The sequence below is a fragment of the Vibrio sp. R15-SG3-ISO1B genome (assembly GCF_059833835.1).
This window is the reverse complement of sequence record NZ_JCBDGG010000017.1, coordinates 23,992-44,992: the sequence shown is the minus strand read 5'-3', so window position 1 is coordinate 44,992 and position 21,001 is coordinate 23,992. Positions and strand designations below refer to the sequence as shown.

Here is a 21,001-nt window from a genome sequence, read left to right as displayed (position 1 = left end):
GGGTATGCGGTCAGTACCTCTGAAATTGATCCCGGTGTGTCTGGTATTAGCGCGCCGGTGTTAAAGGGCAGCAAACTTGTTGGCGCTGTGTCGGTGATGGCACCGGCTCATCGCGTTGAGATGAACGAGCAAAAAATTGTACTTCATGTATTGCAGGCAGCGAGAGCTCTGCCTCCTGAAAGGTAAAGGATATGTTTAGGCTATTTCAACGGCGCAAGCTACACAGTATTACTGGGCTCTGTTGCGACAAACTCACCTTGCTCAGTGTCAGTGAACAGATCAAACCGATGAGCCAAGTGGAGTTTGATATGGCCAACCAGAGCTTGGAAGAGCTCTACGATTGGCTGGCAGATAAAGTCTCGACCAATATTGGCTATGGCGGTCATTTCAATCTCCAACAAGGGGCCAAACATCGCTTGCTTGATAACGTTGCCGCGTTGATGGAATCGGCCAGTTTACCTGTGCTCTTTGCCAATGACGGTGAAAGCTTACTGCATGCGCTGCCGATGGTGGCGAGTCAAGGCAGAGAGCTGGGGTTTATCCATATCAGCCGCAGCTTGGATATCAAACCGACTCTAGAGCCTGAGAAAGGCTCGCTGTTTCATTTTGTCTTGCAGCGCAGTCAGCAAAGCCGCTTGTTCTGCCTTGGTGTGGACTCGGACAATCAAGATCCGAAGCTGCTTGATTATGCAGAAGATCTTGGCTGTGATTGGTTGTCCGTCAACGAGTGCCACTTTCGCTCTCGTTTTACTGTGAAGCAGCAGTTGAGCCACTACTTGTCACATTGTGATGACGTGGTGATCAATATTGATCTCGCCAGCTTACAGCCCGTGACGCGGTTGGAATCCGATACGTTGATCGAAGTGCAGATGGTCAATCGAGTGTTACGCCAAGTTCTGCTTTCAGGCAAGGTGCGCTTAGTGCAATTTGTCGGTTACAAAGACAAGCACATTTATTCGAAAGAGACATTGGGCGTGGTGAATGGCTTGGCGTCACTGTTTCCCAGTCATCATAGAGCAGCGTAATGCTCAAGTGGGTGAAAAACGGGGGCCTATAAAACTACTAAAGCTGGCGGTTAAGCCAGCTTTGTTGGGGTTGCACAGTTATTGAGGTTTGCTGTTCGTGTTTTTGTTCGAATCTTTCCAGTATTGAATACGAACACGATGCAATTGTGCTTTTCTCATTTTCTTCATGATAATCCCTCACGTCAAATACCATGCTCTTCATTGAGCAGATGTGAATCTAGTTCCTCATGAACAATTTCAATTTAGCGGCGAAATGCGCGAAACACCAGTGTTTTGATCACAAATTTTTCGCGAAATTGGCGTAATTTCTAATTTACATGTGACTGAGATCGCCATTTATTGATCTTGTCATGCAATCGAAGTAAAAACATCATCTTTACTTTGTATTTGTTAAACAAAACCTTAACTGATGTGTAACCTTGCTCGCCTACCATTTGCTCGCTTATATAATGATAACTCAGCAAGGAGTCAGCAATGTGGGATCGTGATGAACAGGATTCACAATTTAGCCAGATGATCGAAGCGCGACTATCTCGTCGTCGTTTCTTAGCCGGAACCGCTGCCGTCAGTGCAGGGGCGTTTCTTTCCCTCAACCCGATAGCGAAAGCGATAGCGGCATCGAGTGATAGTCGTTTACTCAACTTCGAAGCAGTGCCAGCCTCGACAAAAGATGCGATCATCGTACCCAAAGGTTATAAAGCCACGCCGCTTCTCTCTTGGGGTGATCCTATTTTTGCTGATGCGCCAGAGTTTGATCAAAGCGGTAAGCAAGATTCAGCCGCGCAAGCGCGTCAGTTTGGTGACAACACCGACGGGATGAGCCTATTCCCTATCAGTGACGATCGCGCTGTCATTGCGGTGAACAACGAATACACCAACTACGAATACTTGTTCGAACATGGCGGTAAAGCGATGACGGCGGACGACGTATTAAAAGCGCAAGCGGCACACGGTGTGACGGTGTTCGAAATCGTCAAATCCGGCGGAGAGTGGAAAGTGGATAAAGCGGGGGAACGCAACCGCCGTATTACCGCTAACACAGAAATGCGCCTGACAGGCCCAGCGGCGGGTCATGAGTTGATGAAAACCGAATTGGATCCTTCAGGCTTAGCGCCACTCGGCACTTTTAACAACTGCGCCAACGGTCAAACGCCTTGGGGCACATACTTAACCTGTGAAGAGAACTTCCACGGCTATTTTGGCACCAGTACGACGGCAGAGTTGAGCGACGATCATAAGCGTTACGGAATCAAAGCAGCGAAGAGCAGCTACCAGTGGCATGATACCGATGAGCGTTTCGATGTCGCTAAGCATCCGAATGAACCACACCGTTTTGGTTGGGTTGTGGAGATCGATCCAAACGATCCGACGTCGACGCCGCTTAAGCGCACTGCACTCGGGCGATTTAAGCACGAGAATGCGGCACTGTTGATCAACGATGATGGTCATGTCGTGGTGTACCTAGGTGATGATGAGCGCGGGGAGCACATTTACAAATTTGTCTCTCGCGATCGCTACCAACCGGGCAATGATGCTGCCAATCGCAACTTGCTTGAAGAGGGCACCTTGTATGTCGCCAAGTTCGAGATGGACGACAACGAGTTGAAAGGCAAGGGGCAGTGGATTGAACTGACTTATGGCAAAAATGGCCTGACTAAAGAGAACGGTTTTAACGATCAAGCCGAGGTGATGATTTTTGCACGTCGCGCTGCGACTCAAGTTGGCGCGACCACGATGGATCGCCCAGAGTGGGTGGCGGTGCACCCAGACAACCAACACGTCTTCTGTACCCTCACCAACAACAAAAACCGCGGCGTAAAAGAGGGCCAACCTGTCGGTGGTCCGAACCCTCGCGCTGAGAACCACTACGGACAAATTGTTCGCTGGGTACCGACCTCGGGCGATCACACCCAAGCAGAGTTTGATTGGGATTTGTACCTGATTGCTGGCAACCCAACGGTGCACAAAGATTCGCTCTACGCGGGCAGTGACAACATCAACGCCGACAACATGTTTAATAGCCCGGATGGTATCGGCTTTGATAAAGCCGGTCGTTTGTGGATTCAAACGGACGGAAACTACTCAAATCAGGGCGATTTTGCAGGTCAAGGGAACAACCAAATGTTGTGCGGCGATCCTAATACTGGTGAAGTGCGACGTTTCTTGACGGGGCCAATTGCTTGTGAAATCACGGGGCTGACCTTCTCCGCCGACTACAAAACCATGTTTGTGGGTGTTCAGCATCCGGGCGAGAAAGGTGCGCCATCTCACTACCCTGGTGGTGGTGACAGCAAGCCTCGCTCCACCATCGTTGCCATTACCCGTGAAGATGGCGGCGTTATTGGCGCTTAAGCTGTCTCACTGTTTGCATCAACAATCATTCGTATCAAGATGGGCGCCACGAGCGCCCATTTTTTATTGCCGATTTCCACATTGGCATATTTATGCGATCGCTCGCATAAAAAACGTCAAGGTTTCGTGTGTTCACCACAAAGAGTGTTGCGCTTCACAATCGCAATCCCTATATTGAAAGAGTACTCAGCATAACCTTAAGGTGTTCTAATCCGAATAAACTCCAGATAACAATACGACATTGAGCGATTGACCCGGCGAATCTAACCCATTTCTATTGGCGCAGACGCCCCAACGTAAAAAGAATAAAGTCTATCTGAGCGCCTTCTGATGAGAGAAGTGGCACCTTTAGGTTATTAAGTACGGTGATGATAACTGAGGAGGAGGTTAGGCTATGGTATCACTACTTTGGGTAGCATTAGGTTGTGTGGTCTTCTTATGTTGTTGGAGTGCTCAGCATGGTCTCCCTATGCTGGGGCTTAAACTGGATGAGTCCGATCTACTGATTATTTCTGAACTCGCTGGCGAAGACGTCTTAGAGGCATGACCTCAAATAACGACGATAATGAGCGTTGAAGCAGCAGCAAAAATGGAGCCTTGGGCTCCATTTTGCGTTTCAAGCCTATCGAAAATTTTGGCTATGGCAGTGCGTTGGGTTATAGCGAGATCACGTCCGTCAACTTATCCACCACCGTATGAAAACGGGCTGGCCACGCTCTTTGTTTTTTGCTCACCAAATACAGGGTCTCGACGACGGCTTTCTTTGGCTGATGCACAGCAAGTTGATCGCGCAAAGTGAAAGAGCTGAATGCGCTGTGTGGCAGCACCGTAAAACCGAGCCCTTTGGCAACTGGCAGAAGAATTTGGCTGAGTTGGTTGATGTAGCCCGAGGTGCGCAGGGCGCGAATATCAATCCCCGCCAGCGCTTTGTCGCCACACTGCGAAAAGTAGAGCGAGAGATAGTGCTCCGCGTCGGGGTGGCGAATTAAACCGATCTCAAGGAGAAGTTCAGGGGTAATAGGCTCGTCGACGTTTGCCGGCACAATCAAACACATGGTTTCTTGACCTATCTCTTGCGCTTCGATTCTCGGGTCGAGCGGGATGTGAGTGACAAGGCCCAAATCGGCGCGCCCCTCAGCCAAATCGTCGATGATCTTACGGTTGGGGGCGACTTCCAGCTTGACGACCAGTTGTGCAAATTCACACTGTAAATCGAGCAGATGCGGGTAGATAAGCTGCGCCAACGCGCCAGAGCAAGAGACCGACACCTCACCGCGATGCGCGTCGTCCTGAGATAACGAAGCAATCAGGTCTGTTTCTTGTTTGGCGCGCTGCTTTGCGTACTGATAGACCTGTCTGCCTTGTTCCGTTACTTCAAAGCTCTTGTTGTGACGCGCAATCAGTGGGTAGCCGCAAGCCTGTTCGAGCTTTTTGATGTGCTGGCTGACACCGGGCTGAGTCATGAACAGCTTTTCTGCGGTATGAGTAAAGTGGCCGGTCTCGACCAAGGTTTGAAACGTTTTGAGCCAGAGTGGATTGAGCATAACCGTCAAATCAATAACGAAAATTTATAAAATTAAGAGTAAACGATAATGTTCTGTGTGCCAAACGTCGCGTTCGTATCGCCCACTCCTCGATTCACTCGGGTTATTTAAGTGATCTGAATAGGTTGCATCTGCGCTATCACAGGGTTAAGGTTGGCGACATAGTCGGGGAGCGTTCCTTCTGCTCGAATCATAACGATAGCTTGATTAACGAGCCTGTCGTAGAAGCATAGAAGGAAGGCTGAGATCGCATCGCGAGACCCGTTGAACCTGATTCAGTTAGCACTGACGTAGGGAACTATTCATAACGCGGTGTCGTGGGGTCGCCACAATCTCGCCCGTTATGTGTTGTGCTTGGCCAACGCGCTCTGCACACAGTTCCTGACGCGTGCGTGAGGAACACCGATGAACCAAACCGCATTTTATGACCCTCAAACTCCGATTGTCCTAACCATCGCTGGCTCCGACAGTGGCGGCGGCGCGGGCATCCAAGCCGACATCAAAGCGATCAGTGCAACAGGCAGTTACGCCTGCTCCGTTATTACGGCCATTACCGCGCAAAATACCTGTGGTGTTCACGCCATTCATCCTATCCCTATCGACCATGTTCAAGCGCAGCTCGATGCGGTATTGAGCGATCTCAATGTCGTGGCGGTGAAGGTTGGCATGCTGGCTGACGCTGAAATCATCCGTGTCGTGGCACAAAGTTTGGCGGCGTATCAGCCCAAGTTTCTCGTGGTGGACCCGGTGATGGTGGCCACCAGTGGTGACAGCTTACTGCACGCCAGTGCGGTGGGGGCGCTCAAGAAAGAACTGCTACCGCTTGCCGATATGATCACACCAAACTTACCCGAGGCGGCGGCGCTGACTGGGCGAGCAACGCCGACATCGGAAGAGGAGATGGGAGCGATGATTGACGCCCTGCGCGCCTTGGGCGCCAAAACAGTGCTTCTTAAAGGGGGGCATCTAGAGGGCGAAAGCAGTAACGATCTGCTGATTGAAAGGAGTGGCAGTGAATTGATTCGCGCTAAGCGAGTCGCCACTCATAATACTCATGGTACGGGCTGTACGTTGTCATCGGCCATTGCGTCCTATCTTGCCCAAGGGTATCGGCTGCACAAAGCGGTCCATTTGGCTAAGCAATACATCTCACAAGCCATTGCGCATGCCGATGAACTCTCTATTGGTCAAGGACATGGGCCTGTGCACCACTTTTTCTCTGGTCACCAAAATGTACGTTAATCGCGATGGCGTGCAGTCGCATTACAAGGCTCTATTTGGGCATCGAGACCGAGCCAGAGCGGCTAGAGTTGAGAATAAAACGCGCCGCGTCATAGCGATCATTAGAGAGAGGAATATAGCCAGAGTGGGAGACAACTTTGTTGATGTTGTCTCTGTCGATATAACTATCGACAAAGCGTTTCAGTGATGGCCGCTTCTCTAGCGCCTGTTTGTTCACGTAAATAAACAGAGGGCGGGAAAGTGCGGCATATCGTCCCATAATCACGTTCTCGACACTGGGTTTGACCGCGTTGAAGCCAGTGGGAGCGATGGCGATCGCTTTCAACTTGTCTTGATTTTGCAAATAGTAGGCAAAGCCGATAAACGCCATGGCGTTGGGATCGGCGGCCACTTCGGCGACTAAGGCTTCATCGTCTTCATTTGCGGTGTAGTCTTGTCGACTCGCTTTGCCATCCAGCACCACCTCAACAAAATAGTCATAAGTGCCTGAGTCTGATCCAGGGCCGTGCAGGACGATGGGGCGATCAGGGAAGTGCGGATTGACTTGCTGCCAGTGAGTTATCGTGCGTTCAGCGGTGCTTTCCCAGAGTGTTTTCAGTTCATCAAGAGAGAGCGCATCGATCCACTGATTTTCTTTGTTCACCACCACGGTTATTGCATCGAGTGCGACAGGGAGCTCAATATAGTCGATGTGGTTGATTTCACACAGCGCTCGCTCTTTCTCTTTAATCGGGCGAGAGGCGTTAGAAATATCCGTGCGGCCTCGGCAAAACTTACGAAATCCGCCACCTGTGCCAGTGATGCCCACCACCACTTGGGTGTTGTGCCGCTCGGCACGCATAAAGTGATCGGCGACGGCTTGGGTAATCGGGTAAACGGTACTCGACCCTTCAATTTTGATCAGATCTTTCCCGTGTGCCGTGGTACTCATCAGCGCTAGGCATACAGAAGCAAGAACAGTCGAACGCAATCGAAAAGTCATGGTTGAGCACAAAGGAAGAATCAACATACCGCGACTATACGAGCTAGCACTTTTGAGCTCAATATCTTCACGTGAACTGTCACTAAAGATTCATCAATCACTCATCAATAATAACTACGCTGAATATTTTCATGGGGATGTAACATTTCTTCACTAGGCTGACTCGCCTATGTTTTTATTCCTGCCCGCAAAATACGTGGGTAAACGTTCGTGTGATGCTATGAAGCGCAAATTCATTTTTACTTCCATTCTCGCCTTGTTGGTGATCACGTTTACGTCGGCGCTGGTGACCCAAGCGACCCACCTGTTAGTGAAAAAGTCCCCGCTTGCGGAAGCGGCCGCTGAAATTAAAGTCAACGGTACGCTGGCCTACCTTTGGTTTGATGAGATCATGTCGGGCGATACCGCTCAGTCGATTCAGGAAGTGTGGTACTACTTAGAAATCGCCGATTGGCATGTGGTCGCGCTGCTTGAAGGCGGCGAGAGTATCATGGGCAATTATGAGCCAGTCACGGACAACGAATTACGTGAGCGTCTGGTTGAGCTTCGCAAAACGCTGGCGCAATTTCGCCTTCATGTGGAATCCACCTACCAAAAAATTCAGGCGCAGCGAGCGGATGCGTTTTTAAGCGCCGGACGCGACGAGCAATTTTTGGAGTTTGCCAGCCAAGCGGATGAGATCCAGCGCGTGATCAAAGCCAGTTATGAGTCTGGGATTTCCAATTACACGCAAACCAGCATCACCCTGATTATTGCGGTGATTGTGATTGCTGCCTACTCAATACGATTGCAGCACCGCTATGAGAAAAACCGCGATCAATTGCTCCACTCTCTCACGCAAGCCAAAGCCGCAATAGAGGAGAAAAATGAGCAACTGCACAACCGAGCTTACTTCGACCCTTTAACTGGGTTGCCAAACCGAGCGCTGTTTTTAGACCGACTAGGCCAATCTATCCTCAACGCGGACCGCTCGAAAAAGCCGTTTGCTTTACTGTTCATCGATTTAGACCATTTTAAAGACGTCAACGATCTCTATGGGCATGAGATGGGCGACCGCTTGCTTGAGCAAGTCGCAAAGCGGATTGAGAGCAGCATTCGCATCACCGACTTGTCTGCGCGCTTCAGCGGTGATGAGTTTGTGGTGGTGCTGAGTCACTTAAACAGCGTCAATAGCGCAATCAGTGTTGCCAACCGTATCGCCTCCAAGTTGATAGATACCTTGCAGCAGCCGTTTCACATAGAGGGTGTGGCGGTGAATGTGTCCGCCAGTATTGGCATTTCGCTCTATCCCGAAGACAGTGCGACGCAAGACAGCTTGCTACGCTACGCGGACAACGCCATGTATCACGCCAAAGCGATGGGCAAAAACAATTTTCAGTTTTACTCCAAAGAGCTCAACCGCATTGCGATGTCGCAAAAAGAGACCGAGAGCGATCTCAATAAAGCGATTGAGCGTGATGAATTCGAGCTGCACTTTCTGCCCAAATGGCAGTTGAACGATGAGAAAGTGGTCGGCGTTGAAGCCTTAGTGCGTTGGAACCATCCCACCAAAGGGCGGTTGTACCCCAATGATTTTATTCCCGTGGCCGAATCCACCGGTTTGATTCGCTTGCTTGATTTGTTGGTGATGCGCAAAGCGCTGCAAGCCAAGAGAAAGTGGTTAGATGACGGCGTCGAAACTGGGGTGGTGGGAGTGAATATTTCCGCGAAGAGCTTAAAGCATCCGGGCTTTTTTGACAGTTTGAAAAAGGTCATTGTCCAGTCCGGCGTTCCGACACGCTACTTAGAGGTGGAAATCACCGAGACCGTGATGATTGAGAATACCGAACTCGCGCAGGTGATTTTCAAAGAGTTGCAGCAACTGGGTGTGCACGTGGCATTGGACGATTTCGGTACCGGCTTTTCATCACTCTCTTACTTGAAAGATTTCGAGTTTCAAACGCTCAAAATCGATCGCAGTTTTGTTATCGATTATGCCAATAACGCCACCTCGTCGGTATTGCTGAAAAACATTATCTCGCTTGGCAACGAACTTGGTGTCTCTGTGGTTGCAGAGGGCGTTGAAACCGCTGCTCATCAGCGGGATCTACTCAAAATGGGCTGCGCGATCGGCCAAGGTTTCTATCTCACTAAACCGGTTAATGCAGAGGCGCTAGCCAAATTGCTTGCTCCAGAAGCGTACCTCAGAGAGCGTGGAAACGTGGTGCCCATGACCCGATGGTCTTAGTTATATTCTTGTCCTAATCAGCCGTTGAACACCGATAATTTGGCATGATGCGAACTTGCAGCGAATTGACACGCGGTTGATAAAATCATTAACGCCACACGCCTAAGATCATCTCTCGAGAGTTGAGGTGAGAGGCGAGTGTGAAACATAGAGTCAGTGAGAAGCAAAAAGGGTTAGGGCTGTTGATGGTGCTGTCGGGTGCCATTGCGCTGATGAGCCTGATGTTTAGCTCAGTGGATCTGCTGAGTGACGTCTCAGACCCCATCGGGCAAGGGATGACATGGTTGACTTACTCCGCGGGATCGCAAGGCTTTCTCGTTACTCTCGCTTTGCTGGTGGCTCTGGCTCTTTGGGTCATTCGTTCGGCTTCTTCTCGTTATTCTTTTTCTCATCGTTCTCTTTTGACCACGGATTACTCAAGCGTTCCACCTCGTCCAAGCGTTTCACCTCGTCGTCAGCTTGGTGTGTTGCTGATAGGAAAAGCGGCGCAACTGGCGCTGGTGCTGGTGTTTGCCTTTTTTGCCAAAAGTGGCTTGAAGCTCGCGACAGAAAGCCCGCGTCCTTACACGGAACTGTTAAGTCATCAGCTGTTGATTCCCCAGCCCGCGCACTTTTATAAGCTCGATGCCGAGCAAAAAGATCAGGTGATTGATGCCCTGGATACTCGGGTGAGTGATTGGCGTACGCGCCATTGGCATGGCGAGAAAGATTACTCTTTTCCTTCCGGCCATACGTTGTTTGTCGCGGTATGCGTGGCCTTTTTTGGCGGCCTGTTTGCTGAGCGTAAGCACTATGGCCTGGCTGCCGGTGTGTTGATTTGGGCGCTAGCGGTCGCGTACAGCCGACTGTGGCTTGGTATGCATCGACCCATTGACCTTGTTGGATCTGTGGCGGTGGCAGCGTTGATTTACATGCTGGTGCCGCGGTTAACTGTGCCACTTAGATGGCAAGAGAAGCTCACCTTGGGCCATGTCAAGCGCTAGTATTTTGCTTGGGGGAACCACGGGTTTGTCGCGGAGCAAGCAAGGCGAACTTTCGGTGCTATTCTTTAAGGTACCTTACTCATTTATCAATAAGACACGAGACAGAGATGAAAGCGCCTGATTTACCACCCGATGAGCAGCAACGCATCCAAAGCCTTCACCAGCTTCAGATTCTCGACACGGAACCGGAGGAGCGTTTTGACCGCGTGGCTCGCCTTGCGAAGCGGTTGTTTGACGTGCCAATGGCCTTGGTCAGCTTGGTGGATGTGAACCGTCAATGGTTCAAATCTTGTTTTGGCTTGGAGGCGAAAGAAACCGGGCGTGATGTCTCTTTTTGTGGTCATGCGATTTTGGGCGATGCCCCGTTCGTGATTGAAGATGCCACGCAAGATGAGCGATTCGCTGATAATCCTTTGGTCTCCGGTGCGCCCCATATTCGCTTTTATGCTGGCGTGCCCTTGGTGTATCACGATGGCACCAAGCTCGGTACTCTGTGCATTATCGACACCAAACCGAGACACTTCTTACCGGATGAGATCAACGACTTGCTGGATTTGGCCAAAATTGCCGAGCAGGAGCTGTCGAACAGTTTAACCGCGACTCTAGACCCTCTAACGCTGATCTCAAACCGGCGCGGATTTTTCGCCTTGGGCGCAAAGTCGGTCGATTACTGCCGCGCGGCGCAGTTACCCCTCTCCTTGGCCTATTTTGATCTCGATAACTTTAAGCACATCAACGATACCCACGGTCACAGTGCCGGGGATGCGCTACTCAAAGCGTTTGCTGCGACGATGCGAGACTCCTTTCGTGAGTCCGATGTGTTTGCTCGTATTGGCGGTGATGAGTTTGTTGTGTTGATGTCTGGCGCGTCAGAGCCGGTTGCGGCTGTGGTGATAGAGCGGTTTAAGCAGGCAATAGAGGCGTACAATCAACGCAGCGGTCATGCCTATGCAATAGAGTTTAGCGTGGGCATTACCTCTGCCAGCTCCAACGCTAAACTGTCGATACAAGAGCTTGTCGAACTGGCCGACAAGCGCATGTATCAAGATAAGCAATCCAAATCCCGTTAAAGACAAATCTCGTAAAAGATAAGGTCCGCTAGGGAATAACTCGCAAAGAGAATCAATGAGCGAGTTATTTCGATGAGGCCTCATCAAGCGTCTCATTATCGCCAATAAAACCGCCGGTTTGATGTGCCCACAACTGCGAGTAGATCCCTCCGGCACTGATCAGCTCTTGGTGGGTGCCTTGCTCGACGACTTGACCTTGGTCGAGGACGATAAGGCGATCCATCGCAGCGATGGTCGAGAGTCGGTGCGCAATAGCGATGACGGTTTTTCCTTCCATCAGCTCATTCAAACTCTCTTGAATCGCCGCTTCGACTTCCGAATCGAGTGCTGAGGTGGCTTCATCTAAAATCAGTAATGGCGCGTCTTTTAACAGTACGCGAGAAATAGCGATACGCTGACGTTGCCCGCCAGACAGCTTCACCCCTCGCTCACCGACTTGCGCGTCGTAACCCGTATTGCCAAAAGGGTCACTCAGGGTTTCAATAAACTCATGCGCGTGCGCCTGTTGAGTGGCACGTAACAGCGCTTCCTCGCTGGCCTCAGGGTTGCCGTAAACGATGTTGTCACGAATAGAGCGATGCAGCAGGGAGGTGTCTTGCGTCACCATACCGATGTTACTGCGCAGCGAGTCTTGGGTTACCGCATTGATCGCTTGGCCATCAATGGTGATTTGCCCGCTTTCGACATCATGAAAACGCAGCAGAAGGTTCACTAGGGTGGATTTTCCTGCGCCAGAGCGGCCCACCAGACCCACTTTTTCACCCGGTTTTATGGTCAGATTAAGGTGAGAGATCACTCCTTTAGTTTTATCACCATAGTGAAAGCTCACGTTATCAAACTTGATTTCGCCATCAGTGACATTGAGCGCTTTGGCGTTGGGCGCATCTTGGATATCCACCGGTTTTGAGAGGGTTTTCATCCCATCCACCACGGTGCCCATGTTTTCAAACAGCGCGCCCACTTCCCACATGATCCACATCGACATACCGTTAATGCGCAGCGCGAGGGCAATGGCGATGGCGATGGCCCCGACGCTGACGGCATCGTTCATCCACAGTACGATTGAGAGCGTACTAATAGTAAAGACCAACACATAGTTGGTGATTTCTACCGCAACATTGAATCCTGTGACTAAGCGCATTTGGTGATAGACGGTATCCAAAAAGCCGCGCATCCCAGTTTCGGCGTAGTCGGTTTCCCGCTGACTGTGGGAGAACAATTTGACGGTGGCGATATTGGTGTAACTGTCGACGATGCGTCCTGTCATGGTGGAACGCGCATCGGCTTGGTGTGACGCGATATCTTTCAGCTTTGGCACAAAATAGAGCTGAATCCCCACGTAGCAGCATAACCAAATCAGCATCGGGATCATCAAGCGCCAGTCTGCCTGAGCGAGGAGCACGACGATGGAGGTAAAATAGACCGCGACATAAACAAACACGTTCATGGTTTTCATCACGGTTTCGCGCACCGCAAGGGACGTTTGCATGACTTTGGTTGCCACTCGGCCGGCAAAGTCATCTTGATAGAAGGTCAGGCTTTGTTTGAGTAAATAGCGATGAGCTAGCCAGCGGATAGCCATAGGGTAGTTACCCAGCAGTGACTGGTGGATGACCAAAGAGTGCGCCAAGATCAGCAATGGCATGATGATAAGAAGCAGCGCCGCGTAAAACAGTAACTGCGTTTGGTTCTCTTGCCAGAATGTCGCAGGGTCGCTATGCGTCAACCAGTCGACGAGATTGCCCATTGCACCAAACAGCGACACCTCTACCACCGCGACGATCATTGACAGAATTGACATGAGCAGCAGTGGCTTTTCAAAACCTCGGGTGTAGTGGCGGCAAAAGGCCCAAATGCCCATTGGCGGCTGGTCTGGCTCTTGACGTGGAAAAGGGTGTGTCCACTGCTCAAACTTGTTAAACATGCGTGTTTCCTAAAGGCAAAAATGGCTCAATATGAAAGGATACGCAATGGTAACGCGTTAGTAATCAGAATGTAACCAGTGCGATATTCTTATTTGTGCATATTATTCATGCTGAAACTCTGAGTGGCGCTGGTGGCAGTAATATTTGCTGCATTGAAAATTATAATCAGCAAATATTACTGATTTATATTCATTTCGCTGCGTGATTTCAGTGATTTTTTGTTTAACATTATGTCTACAATTGGCTTCATCAAGTGAAAAAATGCGAGTTGGTCATCATGTTGGAACAGCAATCTGTAGTGAATTCCTTAGCGAATAACGACATGTTACGGGCACAGAACGCGAACTGCGTTGTGATGGTGCCACCGAAAGAGTTTGCTTTTAACGCGCAAACCGCAAAAGACAATGAATTTCAGCATGTCATCCGGGCTGAAACGAGCGCGATTCGCCGCAAGGCGATGGCGGAGTTTAACACTATGGTGGCGAAGCTTCGTGCTGCGGGCGTTCAGGTGATTGAGTTTGACTACCCCACCTCGGAGATTGAGACGCCAGATGCGGTCTTTCCCAATAACTGGTTCAGCACCACAGCTGAGGGCACTCTCTATACCTTCCCAATGGCTTGCCAAAATCGCCAACAGGAAGTAAGACCCAAAGCGCTGGTCGAGGCGCTGCAAGCCGCGGGAAGAAGCGTGACTCAACAAGATAGCTTAGTGAGCTACCTTGAGCATGGCGCGCACCTTGAAAGTACGGGTGTCATGGTGATGGATCACATCAATCGCACCATTTATGCGGCGTTGTCGCAGCGCTGCGATCGTGAAGTGTTGGAGGATTACGCGGAGCGTATTGGTTACCCTAAAGTGGTGTCATTTCAAACCGCGTTGCCGTCAGGCAACCCTATTTATCACACCAATGTGATGATGGCGATTGGTGAGGGCTTTTGCGTCATCTGTGATGAAGTGATCCCTGAGTTCGAGCGCCGTTTTGTTTTGAAATCCTTGGCAAAAGACAAACAGGTGATTTCAATCAGCTTGGAACAGATGAACCAGTTTTGTGGCAACCTTCTTCAGCTTGAAACCATCAATGGTGACAAGGTGATTGCCATGTCGCAATCGGCCTATCAGGCGTTTGAGCCCGCGCAATTGGCGCAACTCTCTAGCCACGGTAAGGTGCTGGCGTTTGATGTTTCGACCATCGAAGCCATCGGTGGCGGCAGCGTACGCTGCATGCTGGGTGAGGTCTTCTTACCGATCCGCAGTCGAGCACTGTAGTGCTAGTCGCGATTTCAGTCATAAGGCAGCGTTCGCTGCCTTTTTTGCGATTGCAAATACGCAATAGTTCCACAATAATGGAAATGTTTTTCTGTGGAGTGAATTATGGAACTGGAATCGGTTGCCAAAGCGCTAAAAGAATTGGGCCATCCAACTCGATTGGCGATATACAAAACCATCGTTAAGGCGGGTTATCAAGGGGTGGCGGTGGGCGCAATTCAGGAGCGGTTGTCTGTTCCGGGCTCTACTTTGTCTCATCACATCTCTAGCTTGGTATCGGCGGGATTGCTCAGCCAACGCCGAGAAGGGCGCACTTTGTACTGCGTTGCGGAGTATGAATGTTTGGATCAGGTGATCCGCTTTTTGCGTGCCGAGTGTTGCAGTGACGAACGCTGCGATCAAAAACGCCCACAGGATGTGTAAATCGAGTGGGCGTTGTTCGTTATCTGTAGCGGGAACTATTTCACAGGGTAGCCGTTAAAACCCAACTTCTCAGAAATATTGCGGCCGGCATTGTGTAGCAGCTCAATGTAGTAAGACATGCGCTTTTCATCAAAACGAATGGTCGGGAACGAAATCGAAACGCCAGCGATGACCGTGCCGAAACGGTCGTAGATTGGCGCAGCAATACAGCGCAGACCTGGCTCTTGCTCTTCGTTATCTTGACCAAAATGCAGTTCACGCACTTTTTTAAGCTCAGATAAGAGCTGATCAACATTTTCGTGCGTGCGTTCTGTGTGTTTAACAAATTCCACATCCGCTAGAAGATCGCGTACGAAGCTCTCATCACGCTCCGCCAGCAATACCTTACCAATCGCAGTACTGTAGAGAGGGTTACGACGACCGACGCGTGATTGCATGCGTAGGTTGTAGTTGGAGTCGATTTTGTGAATATAGATGATGCCGTCTTCGTCAAGGGCACCTAAGTGCAGCGCTTCATTGGTTTGCTGCGAGATGTACTTCATCTCTTTATCGGCCAGTTCAATCAGATCGACGTATTCGAGTGATTTCGCGCCGAGCTCAAACATCTTCAGGGTGAGGGAGTATTTATCTGCTTCACCTTCTTGTGCCACATAGCCTAACGTTTTCATGGTTTGCAGGAATCGGTACGTTGTCGCTTTCGACATCATCAGACGCTGTGACAGCTCTGAAACACCAATTTCCTTTTGCTCGCCCAATGCTTGAAGAATGTTAAATACCTTGAGAACCGAGGATACGGCTTCAGGTTGGGTGTTCTTTTCCATCTCTTTACCCTAGTTATATTTGTCTAGGGGTGATTATACCTATGAGACGATGAGTCGCCAGATTATTTCAAAAAACGTTTTTAAAATTTTGAAACCGCGCAGCTATTTGTCATACAAAAAGACGATCTAGGTCATGCTTTTTGAAAGTCTGTTTTAAAAATAATTGAAATGCAGTTTTAAAAATTGCTATATTAGCGTCACAGGATGGCGAGCCATCGTAATGAACGTTAATTTGACAGCTTTTGAGGAATAAACATGATTCTTAATTCATTTAACCTAGAAGGTAAGGTTGCTATCGTAACGGGTTGTGACACTGGCCTTGGTCAAGGTATGGCACTAGGTCTTGCAGCAGCAGGCTGTAAAGTTGTTGGTGTTAACTACGTTGAACCAACTGAAACCATCGAAAAAATGAATGCAGCAGGTTACACGTTCCTAGATGTTCGCGCTAACCTACTAAAACAAGACGATATCCCAAGCATCATCGACAGCGCTGTGACTGAATTCGGTAAAGTGGATATCTTAGTAAACAACGCAGGTATCATCCGTCGTGAAGATGCGATCGACTTCTCAGAGCAAAACTGGGATGACGTGATGAACATCAACTCGAAAACGGTTTACTTCATGTCTCAAGCAGTCGCGCGTCAGTTTATTGCTCAAGGCACTGGCGGTAAGATCATCAACATCGCTTCTATGCTTTCTTTCCAAGGCGGCATCCGTGTACCTTCTTACACTGCATCTAAGAGTGCGGTTATGGGTATCACTCGCGCAATGGCAAACGAATGGGCTCGTCACAACATCAACGTGAACGCAATCGCACCGGGTTACATGGCGACAAACAACACTGCGGCACTACGTGCGGATGAAGATCGCAACGCCGCTATCCTAGAGCGTATCCCTGCTGACCGTTGGGGCACGCCAGAGGATGTTGCTGGCCCATGTGTATTCCTAGCGTCTGACGCTGCTTCTTACATCAACGGTTACACTGTTGCTGTAGACGGTGGTTGGTTAGCTCGCTAATTAGCAATCTAGCGCCTAACCTTGGTTAGGCGCTGAAAAATGAGTAGATCGCGTGGAACAAAACACGATTGCACAAATTCTTGGATTCTTAAGCTTTTTCTTAGGGGTATGTACCTTTTATCAGAAAGACGATAAGAAGCTGAAGATTTTGATGTTGGTTTTTCATTTAAACCATCTACTGCATTTTTTCTTGCTTGGCTCTTTAGTATCGGTGGTCAGTTCAGTGCTTTCAGCGCTTCGAACGGCCACCGCTATTTACGTTTCATCGAAAAGAGTCGCAGCAATCTTCATCGCCATAAGTATGGCCAGTGGTTTCTATATTATGGAATCGCCACAGGACATCTGGCCAATTTTGGGCACTGTCATCGGGACATTCTCGGTGTTTGTCCTCAAGGGCGTGGCGATGAGAATCGGTTTTTTGGTCGGGGCGTTATGCTGGCTGGCCAATAATTTCATCATAGGATCGATGGGTGGAACGCTGCTGGAAATGACGCTGATCAGCGTTAACTTAATGACCACAGCAAAATTGCTCAGAGAGCAAAAGAAAGTGAAGCTTGTCGATAACGAAGAGAAAGAAGACCCATGTTCGTATACAACAAAGACATCCAACTAGAAGACCTAGGTGACGGTATCTCACGTAAAGTGCTTGCGCACAGTGACAACATGATGGCCGTTGAAGTGCACTTTGAAAAAGGTGCTGTTGGTTCAATGCACAACCACCCACATGAGCAGTTGACTTACGTACTGTCTGGTAAGTTCGAATTCACTATTGGCGATGAGAAGAAAATCGTTGAAGCGGGCGACACCATGTACAAAGAGCCAAACATCGAGCACGGTTGTGTGTGTCTAGAAGCGGGTGTGTTGATTGATAACTTCACGCCAATGCGCAAAGATTTCGTATAAGTTTTAAAATTAGTTACGCGGTTCGCCGCAGGAGAATCCAATGAAAATTGCACTAACTATGGAAAACAGCCAAGCACCTAAAAACGCTATGGTTGCTGCTGAGCTAAACACGGTTGCTGGTGGTCTAGGTCACGAAGTATTCAACGTAGGTATGACTGACGAAAACGATCATCACCTAACGTATATCCACCTAGGTATCCAAGCGAGCATCCTACTGAACTCTAAAGCAGTGGATTTCATCGTAACGGGTTGTGGTACTGGTCAAGGCGCACTAATGGCAAGCAACCTACACCCAGGTGTTGTTTGTGGTTACTGCCTAGAGCCATCTGACGCGTTCCTATTCAACCAAATCAACAACGGCAACGCGATTTCTCTAGCGTTCGCAAAAGGCTTTGGTTGGGCTGGTGAACTGAACGTTCGTTACATCTTCGAAAAAGCGTTCACAGGCGCTCGTGGCGAAGGTTACCCAATCGAGCGTGCTGCACCTCAGCAAGCAAACGCGGCTATCCTAAACAACGTGAAAGCAGCAGTATGTAAAGACGTGGTTGAGTCTCTACGTGCGATTGACCAAGATCTTGTTAAGCAAGCAGTGGGCAGCGCGCAGTTCCAAGAGTGTTTCTTCTCTAACTGCCAAGTGCCAGAAATCGCAGAATACGTGAAGTCTCTAATCGACTAATCACAGATTGCTAAGGGAAGAGGAGAGCCTTTGAGCTCTACCATTCCCAGCGAATCTAGCTAAATAAGCACCCAGATGAATGGGTGCTTTTTTTATGTCTTTTGGCCACTGATAAGTAGTGTTTGTATAAAAATGAAACGCCGTTTCTAAGATCGCATTTTATTGGTTTTTTGCTTCTCACCCCTCTCTAGAACGAGTAAAGTGTGCGCCAGAAGCCCCAAATCAAAACAATGTTTCAATATTGGTGAATAAAATGAGAAAACAGACTCTTGCCCTGTGCGTTGCCATGGCGTTGGCACCACAAGCGATTGCGAGTGAACTGACTGCTGACCAACTGGTTTGGAAAGCGGCGACCTTTGGTCAGTCGACAGACTTGAACTTTGGTTCGACTATCCTGCCTGAGAAGGTCGGCGTCAACCAAGTAACAGTTAACGGCGAGTTGGTTCAACCGGGCCCAGTCGCTGACCAATTTACGGTGGAAAGCCGTGAGGGCAAACTGGCGAACTCGCATGAAGGGATCACTTTCTACTACACGGAAATTCCAACCGATTACAATTTCACCCTGACTGCTGACATCGAACTTGAACAATTAGGCCCAGAGACGGGCGCAACACCTAACCGCCAGGAAGGCGCAGGCATCATGGTTCGTGACATTGTAGGCGCAGAGCGTCTGATGCCACAACCAGAGGGCCACGAAGAGTTCCCTTCGGCGTCAAACATGGTGATGAACCTCATGAGCTCACACACGCGCACCAACGATGGTATGACCAACATCAACGCGTCTTTCCGTGAAGGTGTTTACCAACCTTGGGGCACTGCAGGTAACCGCCTGAGCCGCGTGGATTACGTGGAAGGCGTGCCTTACGTGAGCAAAGATGCGTACCGCATGAGCCTGACTCGTACCAACGAAGGCTTCAAAGTGGGCTACCAAAACGGTCATATCTCAGAAGAGTATGACGTGAAAGGTGCCAATGCGAACATTCTTGAAATGCAAAATGGCGAGAGCCAATTTGTCGGTTTCTTTGCTTCACGTAATGCGAAGATTCACGTTAGCAACGTTGAGCTCGCACTTTCTCCTGCGCAAAACATTGATGCGCCAGCCTACCAAGCCAAGCAAGTGGCGACGCGTTTAGAAGTGGCGTCTTCACCACGTACAGTCAGCGACGTTTACCCAGTGCAAGCGCGTGCGAACTACACTGGCCAATTTGAGCTAGCGCAAGCGGGCAAAGTGATTACGTCTGCGAAAGTCGAAGCGGGTCAGCTGTTCAACCACACGGTAAAACTGGCTGCGGCGAACACTGAATTCACGTTGACGTACACGCCCATCGCTAGAAGCAATGACTGAAACCTTCACAGTCGCTAAGCAAGCGCTCACTAACGCAGAGCAGATTGTTGTTGCGCCAAACGGCAAAGCGAACGGCGAGGGCACTCAAGCGTCACCATTGGATCTGGCAAGCGCAGTTGAGCTGCTTCCAGCAGGTGGCACCATTACGCTGCTACCGGGTGACTACCAAGAGATCACTCTGCCAATCACGGTCAGCGGTACCGCTGAGAAAATGAAGTACCTCACTGCGCCAGAAGGCAAAGTTCGCTTTGTGGGTGATTTTAACCATGACGCGAGCCACTGGCACGTAGAAGGCATTGAAGTGGCGGGTGCGCGTTTGATTGTTCACGGCAGCCACAACACGTTTGAGAAAGTCGTGACGCACAGCGCGCCAGACATCGGTTTCCAAATCACCTCACCAGAGAACATTGGTCGCGCGCTATGGGCGAGCTACAACACAGTGATCGACAGTGAAAGTTACAACAACATGGATTCATCACAAATCAACGCGGACGGCTTTGCTGCGAAAATGCGTATCGGTGATGGCAACTCCTTCATCCGTTGTCTCTCTCACCACAACATCGATGACGGTTGGGATCTGTTCAACAAGGTTGAAGATGGCCCGAATGGTGCCGTGACCATTGTCGATTCTATCGCGTTCAACAATGGTCGTACCCTTGATGTGCCAAACAAAGGCGGCACCATCGGTAACGGCTTCAAGTTGGGTGGTGAAGGTATCCCTGTTCCACACGTCGTGAAGAACAGCTTGTCGTTCAACAACAACATGGACGGCTTTACGGACAACTTTAACCCAGGTGCGATCACGCTGAGCAACAACCTAGCGATTGATAACAAGCGCTTCAACTACTTGTTCCGCAAGAGCCCATACTCAGACAGCATCAAGCAAGGCGAGTTTACTGGCAACATATCTTACCGTTTCCAAACTGAAAGCCGCTATGACGATGTGGTTAACAGTGACTTCTCTGCTGACAACCTGTTCATCCAAGATGGCGTAACGAAAAACGCAGCGGGTGAAGCGGTCGATATGGCCGCACTGGCTGAGATGCGTCGCCTAAGCGTGGTGGATACTCAGCAAGCGATACCAGGCATGGCTGAAGCGCTTGAGCTGAAAAAACTCATGCAATAAGCCACATTTTTGACTGAATAAGGGGCATCGCCGCCCCTTTTGTCTTACCTTTGACATCAAGTGATGACGTTTT

18 protein-coding genes, 1 pseudogene and 1 riboswitch are annotated in these 21,001 nt (G+C 49.8%); of the genes and pseudogenes, 15 read left to right on the top strand and 4 right to left on the bottom strand.

Translation table 11 applies throughout. The features are described from left to right. From AC6R0S_RS05340 to AC6R0S_RS05325, 4 genes are all read left to right on the top strand, one after another. Nucleotides 1-186, top strand: a 186-nt coding sequence (locus AC6R0S_RS05340) for an IclR family transcriptional regulator domain-containing protein (protein WP_500637392.1), incomplete at its 5' end; no start/stop codon positions are given. 5 nt (nucleotides 187-191) lie between these two features. Then, nucleotides 192-1,025, top strand: a complete 834-nt coding sequence (locus tag AC6R0S_RS05335; RefSeq protein WP_500637391.1) for an arginase — start codon at nucleotides 192-194, stop codon at nucleotides 1,023-1,025. Between the two features lie 474 nt (nucleotides 1,026-1,499). Beyond that, nucleotides 1,500-3,377 carry a PhoX family protein gene (locus tag AC6R0S_RS05330; RefSeq protein WP_500637390.1) on the top strand — a complete coding sequence of 626 codons (1,878 nt, stop codon included), beginning with the start codon at nucleotides 1,500-1,502 and terminating at the stop codon, nucleotides 3,375-3,377. Between the two features lie 394 nt (nucleotides 3,378-3,771). Continuing rightward, complete coding sequence (locus tag AC6R0S_RS05325) at nucleotides 3,772-3,924, top strand: hypothetical protein (protein WP_334553060.1); 153 nt, start codon at nucleotides 3,772-3,774, stop codon at nucleotides 3,922-3,924. A gap of 109 nt (nucleotides 3,925-4,033) precedes the next feature. On the opposite strand, the gene AC6R0S_RS05320 is transcribed toward AC6R0S_RS05325, so the two are convergent. Beyond that, the gene (locus AC6R0S_RS05320; protein WP_500627323.1) at nucleotides 4,034-4,921 is read right to left on the bottom strand and encodes a LysR family transcriptional regulator; all 888 of its coding nucleotides are present in this window, start codon (nucleotides 4,919-4,921) and stop codon (nucleotides 4,034-4,036) included. A 156-nt stretch (nucleotides 4,922-5,077) separates the two neighbouring features. Beyond that, nucleotides 5,078-5,235, top strand: a riboswitch (TPP riboswitch). 91 nt (nucleotides 5,236-5,326) lie between these two features. Here AC6R0S_RS05320 and thiD point away from each other — a divergent pair. Further along, a complete protein-coding gene (gene thiD, locus AC6R0S_RS05315; protein WP_500637389.1) occupies nucleotides 5,327-6,163 on the top strand; it encodes a bifunctional hydroxymethylpyrimidine kinase/phosphomethylpyrimidine kinase in 837 nt (278 codons plus the stop codon). 31 nt (nucleotides 6,164-6,194) lie between these two features. Here the strand turns inward: thiD and AC6R0S_RS05310 are convergent, their stop codons facing one another. Continuing rightward, nucleotides 6,195-7,145, bottom strand: coding sequence for a PstS family phosphate ABC transporter substrate-binding protein (locus tag AC6R0S_RS05310; protein WP_500630987.1), 951 nt, complete (start codon nucleotides 7,143-7,145; stop codon nucleotides 6,195-6,197). A 169-nt stretch (nucleotides 7,146-7,314) separates the two neighbouring features. Between AC6R0S_RS05310 and AC6R0S_RS05305 the strand changes: the two genes are divergently transcribed. The 3 genes from AC6R0S_RS05305 (at nucleotide 7,315) to AC6R0S_RS05295 (ending at nucleotide 11,425) form a co-directional block, all read left to right on the top strand. Continuing rightward, entirely contained in the window at nucleotides 7,315-9,372 is a 2,058-nt protein-coding gene (locus tag AC6R0S_RS05305) for a putative bifunctional diguanylate cyclase/phosphodiesterase (RefSeq protein WP_500637388.1), read from the top strand. Between the two features lie 140 nt (nucleotides 9,373-9,512). Next, nucleotides 9,513-10,355 carry a phosphatase PAP2 family protein gene (locus AC6R0S_RS05300; protein WP_500633146.1) on the top strand — a complete coding sequence of 281 codons (843 nt, stop codon included), beginning with the start codon at nucleotides 9,513-9,515 and terminating at the stop codon, nucleotides 10,353-10,355. A 107-nt stretch (nucleotides 10,356-10,462) separates the two neighbouring features. Continuing rightward, a complete protein-coding gene (locus AC6R0S_RS05295) occupies nucleotides 10,463-11,425 on the top strand; it encodes a GGDEF domain-containing protein (protein ID WP_500637387.1) in 963 nt (320 codons plus the stop codon). Nucleotides 11,426-11,489: 64 nt separating this feature from the next. On the opposite strand, the gene AC6R0S_RS05290 is transcribed toward AC6R0S_RS05295, so the two are convergent. Next, a complete protein-coding gene (locus AC6R0S_RS05290) occupies nucleotides 11,490-13,349 on the bottom strand; it encodes an ABC transporter ATP-binding protein (protein WP_500633144.1) in 1,860 nt (619 codons plus the stop codon). A 278-nt stretch (nucleotides 13,350-13,627) separates the two neighbouring features. Between AC6R0S_RS05290 and AC6R0S_RS05285 the strand changes: the two genes are divergently transcribed. Then, complete coding sequence (locus AC6R0S_RS05285; RefSeq protein WP_500637386.1) at nucleotides 13,628-14,617, top strand: arginine deiminase-related protein; 990 nt, start codon at nucleotides 13,628-13,630, stop codon at nucleotides 14,615-14,617. A 105-nt stretch (nucleotides 14,618-14,722) separates the two neighbouring features. Beyond that, a complete protein-coding gene (locus AC6R0S_RS05280; protein WP_487902487.1) occupies nucleotides 14,723-15,040 on the top strand; it encodes an ArsR/SmtB family transcription factor in 318 nt (105 codons plus the stop codon). A 35-nt stretch (nucleotides 15,041-15,075) separates the two neighbouring features. On the opposite strand, the gene kdgR is transcribed toward AC6R0S_RS05280, so the two are convergent. Continuing rightward, nucleotides 15,076-15,861, bottom strand: a complete 786-nt coding sequence (kdgR, locus tag AC6R0S_RS05275; protein WP_500627912.1) for a DNA-binding transcriptional regulator KdgR — start codon at nucleotides 15,859-15,861, stop codon at nucleotides 15,076-15,078. A gap of 255 nt (nucleotides 15,862-16,116) precedes the next feature. Here kdgR and kduD point away from each other — a divergent pair, with 255 nt between their 5' ends. From kduD to AC6R0S_RS05250, 5 genes and pseudogenes are all read left to right on the top strand, one after another. After that, on the top strand, nucleotides 16,117-16,878 hold the full coding sequence (kduD, locus tag AC6R0S_RS05270) for a 2-dehydro-3-deoxy-D-gluconate 5-dehydrogenase KduD (RefSeq protein ID WP_500627913.1): 762 nt from the start codon (nucleotides 16,117-16,119) through the stop codon (nucleotides 16,876-16,878). A gap of 52 nt (nucleotides 16,879-16,930) precedes the next feature. Further along, complete coding sequence (locus AC6R0S_RS05265) at nucleotides 16,931-17,491, top strand: YgjV family protein (protein WP_500637385.1); 561 nt, start codon at nucleotides 16,931-16,933, stop codon at nucleotides 17,489-17,491. Continuing rightward, nucleotides 17,461-17,781 (top strand): cupin domain-containing protein, encoded by a 321-nt coding sequence (locus AC6R0S_RS05260; RefSeq protein ID WP_487902490.1) that lies wholly within the window; start codon nucleotides 17,461-17,463, stop codon nucleotides 17,779-17,781. Before AC6R0S_RS05265 ends, AC6R0S_RS05260 begins: the two co-directional genes overlap by 31 nt. A 40-nt stretch (nucleotides 17,782-17,821) precedes the next feature. Next, complete coding sequence (locus AC6R0S_RS05255) at nucleotides 17,822-18,457, top strand: RpiB/LacA/LacB family sugar-phosphate isomerase (RefSeq protein ID WP_334553081.1); 636 nt, start codon at nucleotides 17,822-17,824, stop codon at nucleotides 18,455-18,457. A 253-nt stretch (nucleotides 18,458-18,710) separates the two neighbouring features. Further along, a pseudogene (locus AC6R0S_RS05250) lies at nucleotides 18,711-20,928 on the top strand (right-handed parallel beta-helix repeat-containing protein). Nucleotides 20,929-21,001 lie beyond the last annotated feature (73 nt).

Excerpts from the sequence above, each read along its gene's own strand:
- thiD (WP_500637389.1), top strand. The coding sequence starts at position 5,327 with ATGAACCAAACCGCATTTTATGACCCTCAAACTCCGATTGTCCTAACC.
- AC6R0S_RS05320 (WP_500627323.1), bottom strand. The coding sequence starts at position 4,921 with ATGCTCAATCCACTCTGGCTCAAAACGTTTCAAACCTTGGTCGAGACC.
- AC6R0S_RS05330 (WP_500637390.1), top strand. The coding sequence starts at position 1,500 with ATGTGGGATCGTGATGAACAGGATTCACAATTTAGCCAGATGATCGAA.
- AC6R0S_RS05325 (WP_334553060.1), top strand. The coding sequence starts at position 3,772 with ATGGTATCACTACTTTGGGTAGCATTAGGTTGTGTGGTCTTCTTATGT.
- AC6R0S_RS05305 (WP_500637388.1), top strand. The coding sequence starts at position 7,315 with ATGTTTTTATTCCTGCCCGCAAAATACGTGGGTAAACGTTCGTGTGAT.
- AC6R0S_RS05295 (WP_500637387.1), top strand. The coding sequence starts at position 10,463 with ATGAAAGCGCCTGATTTACCACCCGATGAGCAGCAACGCATCCAAAGC.
- AC6R0S_RS05335 (WP_500637391.1), top strand. The coding sequence starts at position 192 with ATGTTTAGGCTATTTCAACGGCGCAAGCTACACAGTATTACTGGGCTC.
- kdgR (WP_500627912.1), bottom strand. The coding sequence starts at position 15,861 with ATGGAAAAGAACACCCAACCTGAAGCCGTATCCTCGGTTCTCAAGGTA.
- AC6R0S_RS05285 (WP_500637386.1), top strand. The coding sequence starts at position 13,628 with ATGTTGGAACAGCAATCTGTAGTGAATTCCTTAGCGAATAACGACATG.
- kduD (WP_500627913.1), top strand. The coding sequence starts at position 16,117 with ATGATTCTTAATTCATTTAACCTAGAAGGTAAGGTTGCTATCGTAACG.
- AC6R0S_RS05255 (WP_334553081.1), top strand. The coding sequence starts at position 17,822 with ATGAAAATTGCACTAACTATGGAAAACAGCCAAGCACCTAAAAACGCT.
- AC6R0S_RS05260 (WP_487902490.1), top strand. The coding sequence starts at position 17,461 with ATGTTCGTATACAACAAAGACATCCAACTAGAAGACCTAGGTGACGGT.
- AC6R0S_RS05280 (WP_487902487.1), top strand. The coding sequence starts at position 14,723 with ATGGAACTGGAATCGGTTGCCAAAGCGCTAAAAGAATTGGGCCATCCA.
- AC6R0S_RS05310 (WP_500630987.1), bottom strand. The coding sequence starts at position 7,145 with ATGACTTTTCGATTGCGTTCGACTGTTCTTGCTTCTGTATGCCTAGCG.
- AC6R0S_RS05290 (WP_500633144.1), bottom strand. The coding sequence starts at position 13,349 with ATGTTTAACAAGTTTGAGCAGTGGACACACCCTTTTCCACGTCAAGAG.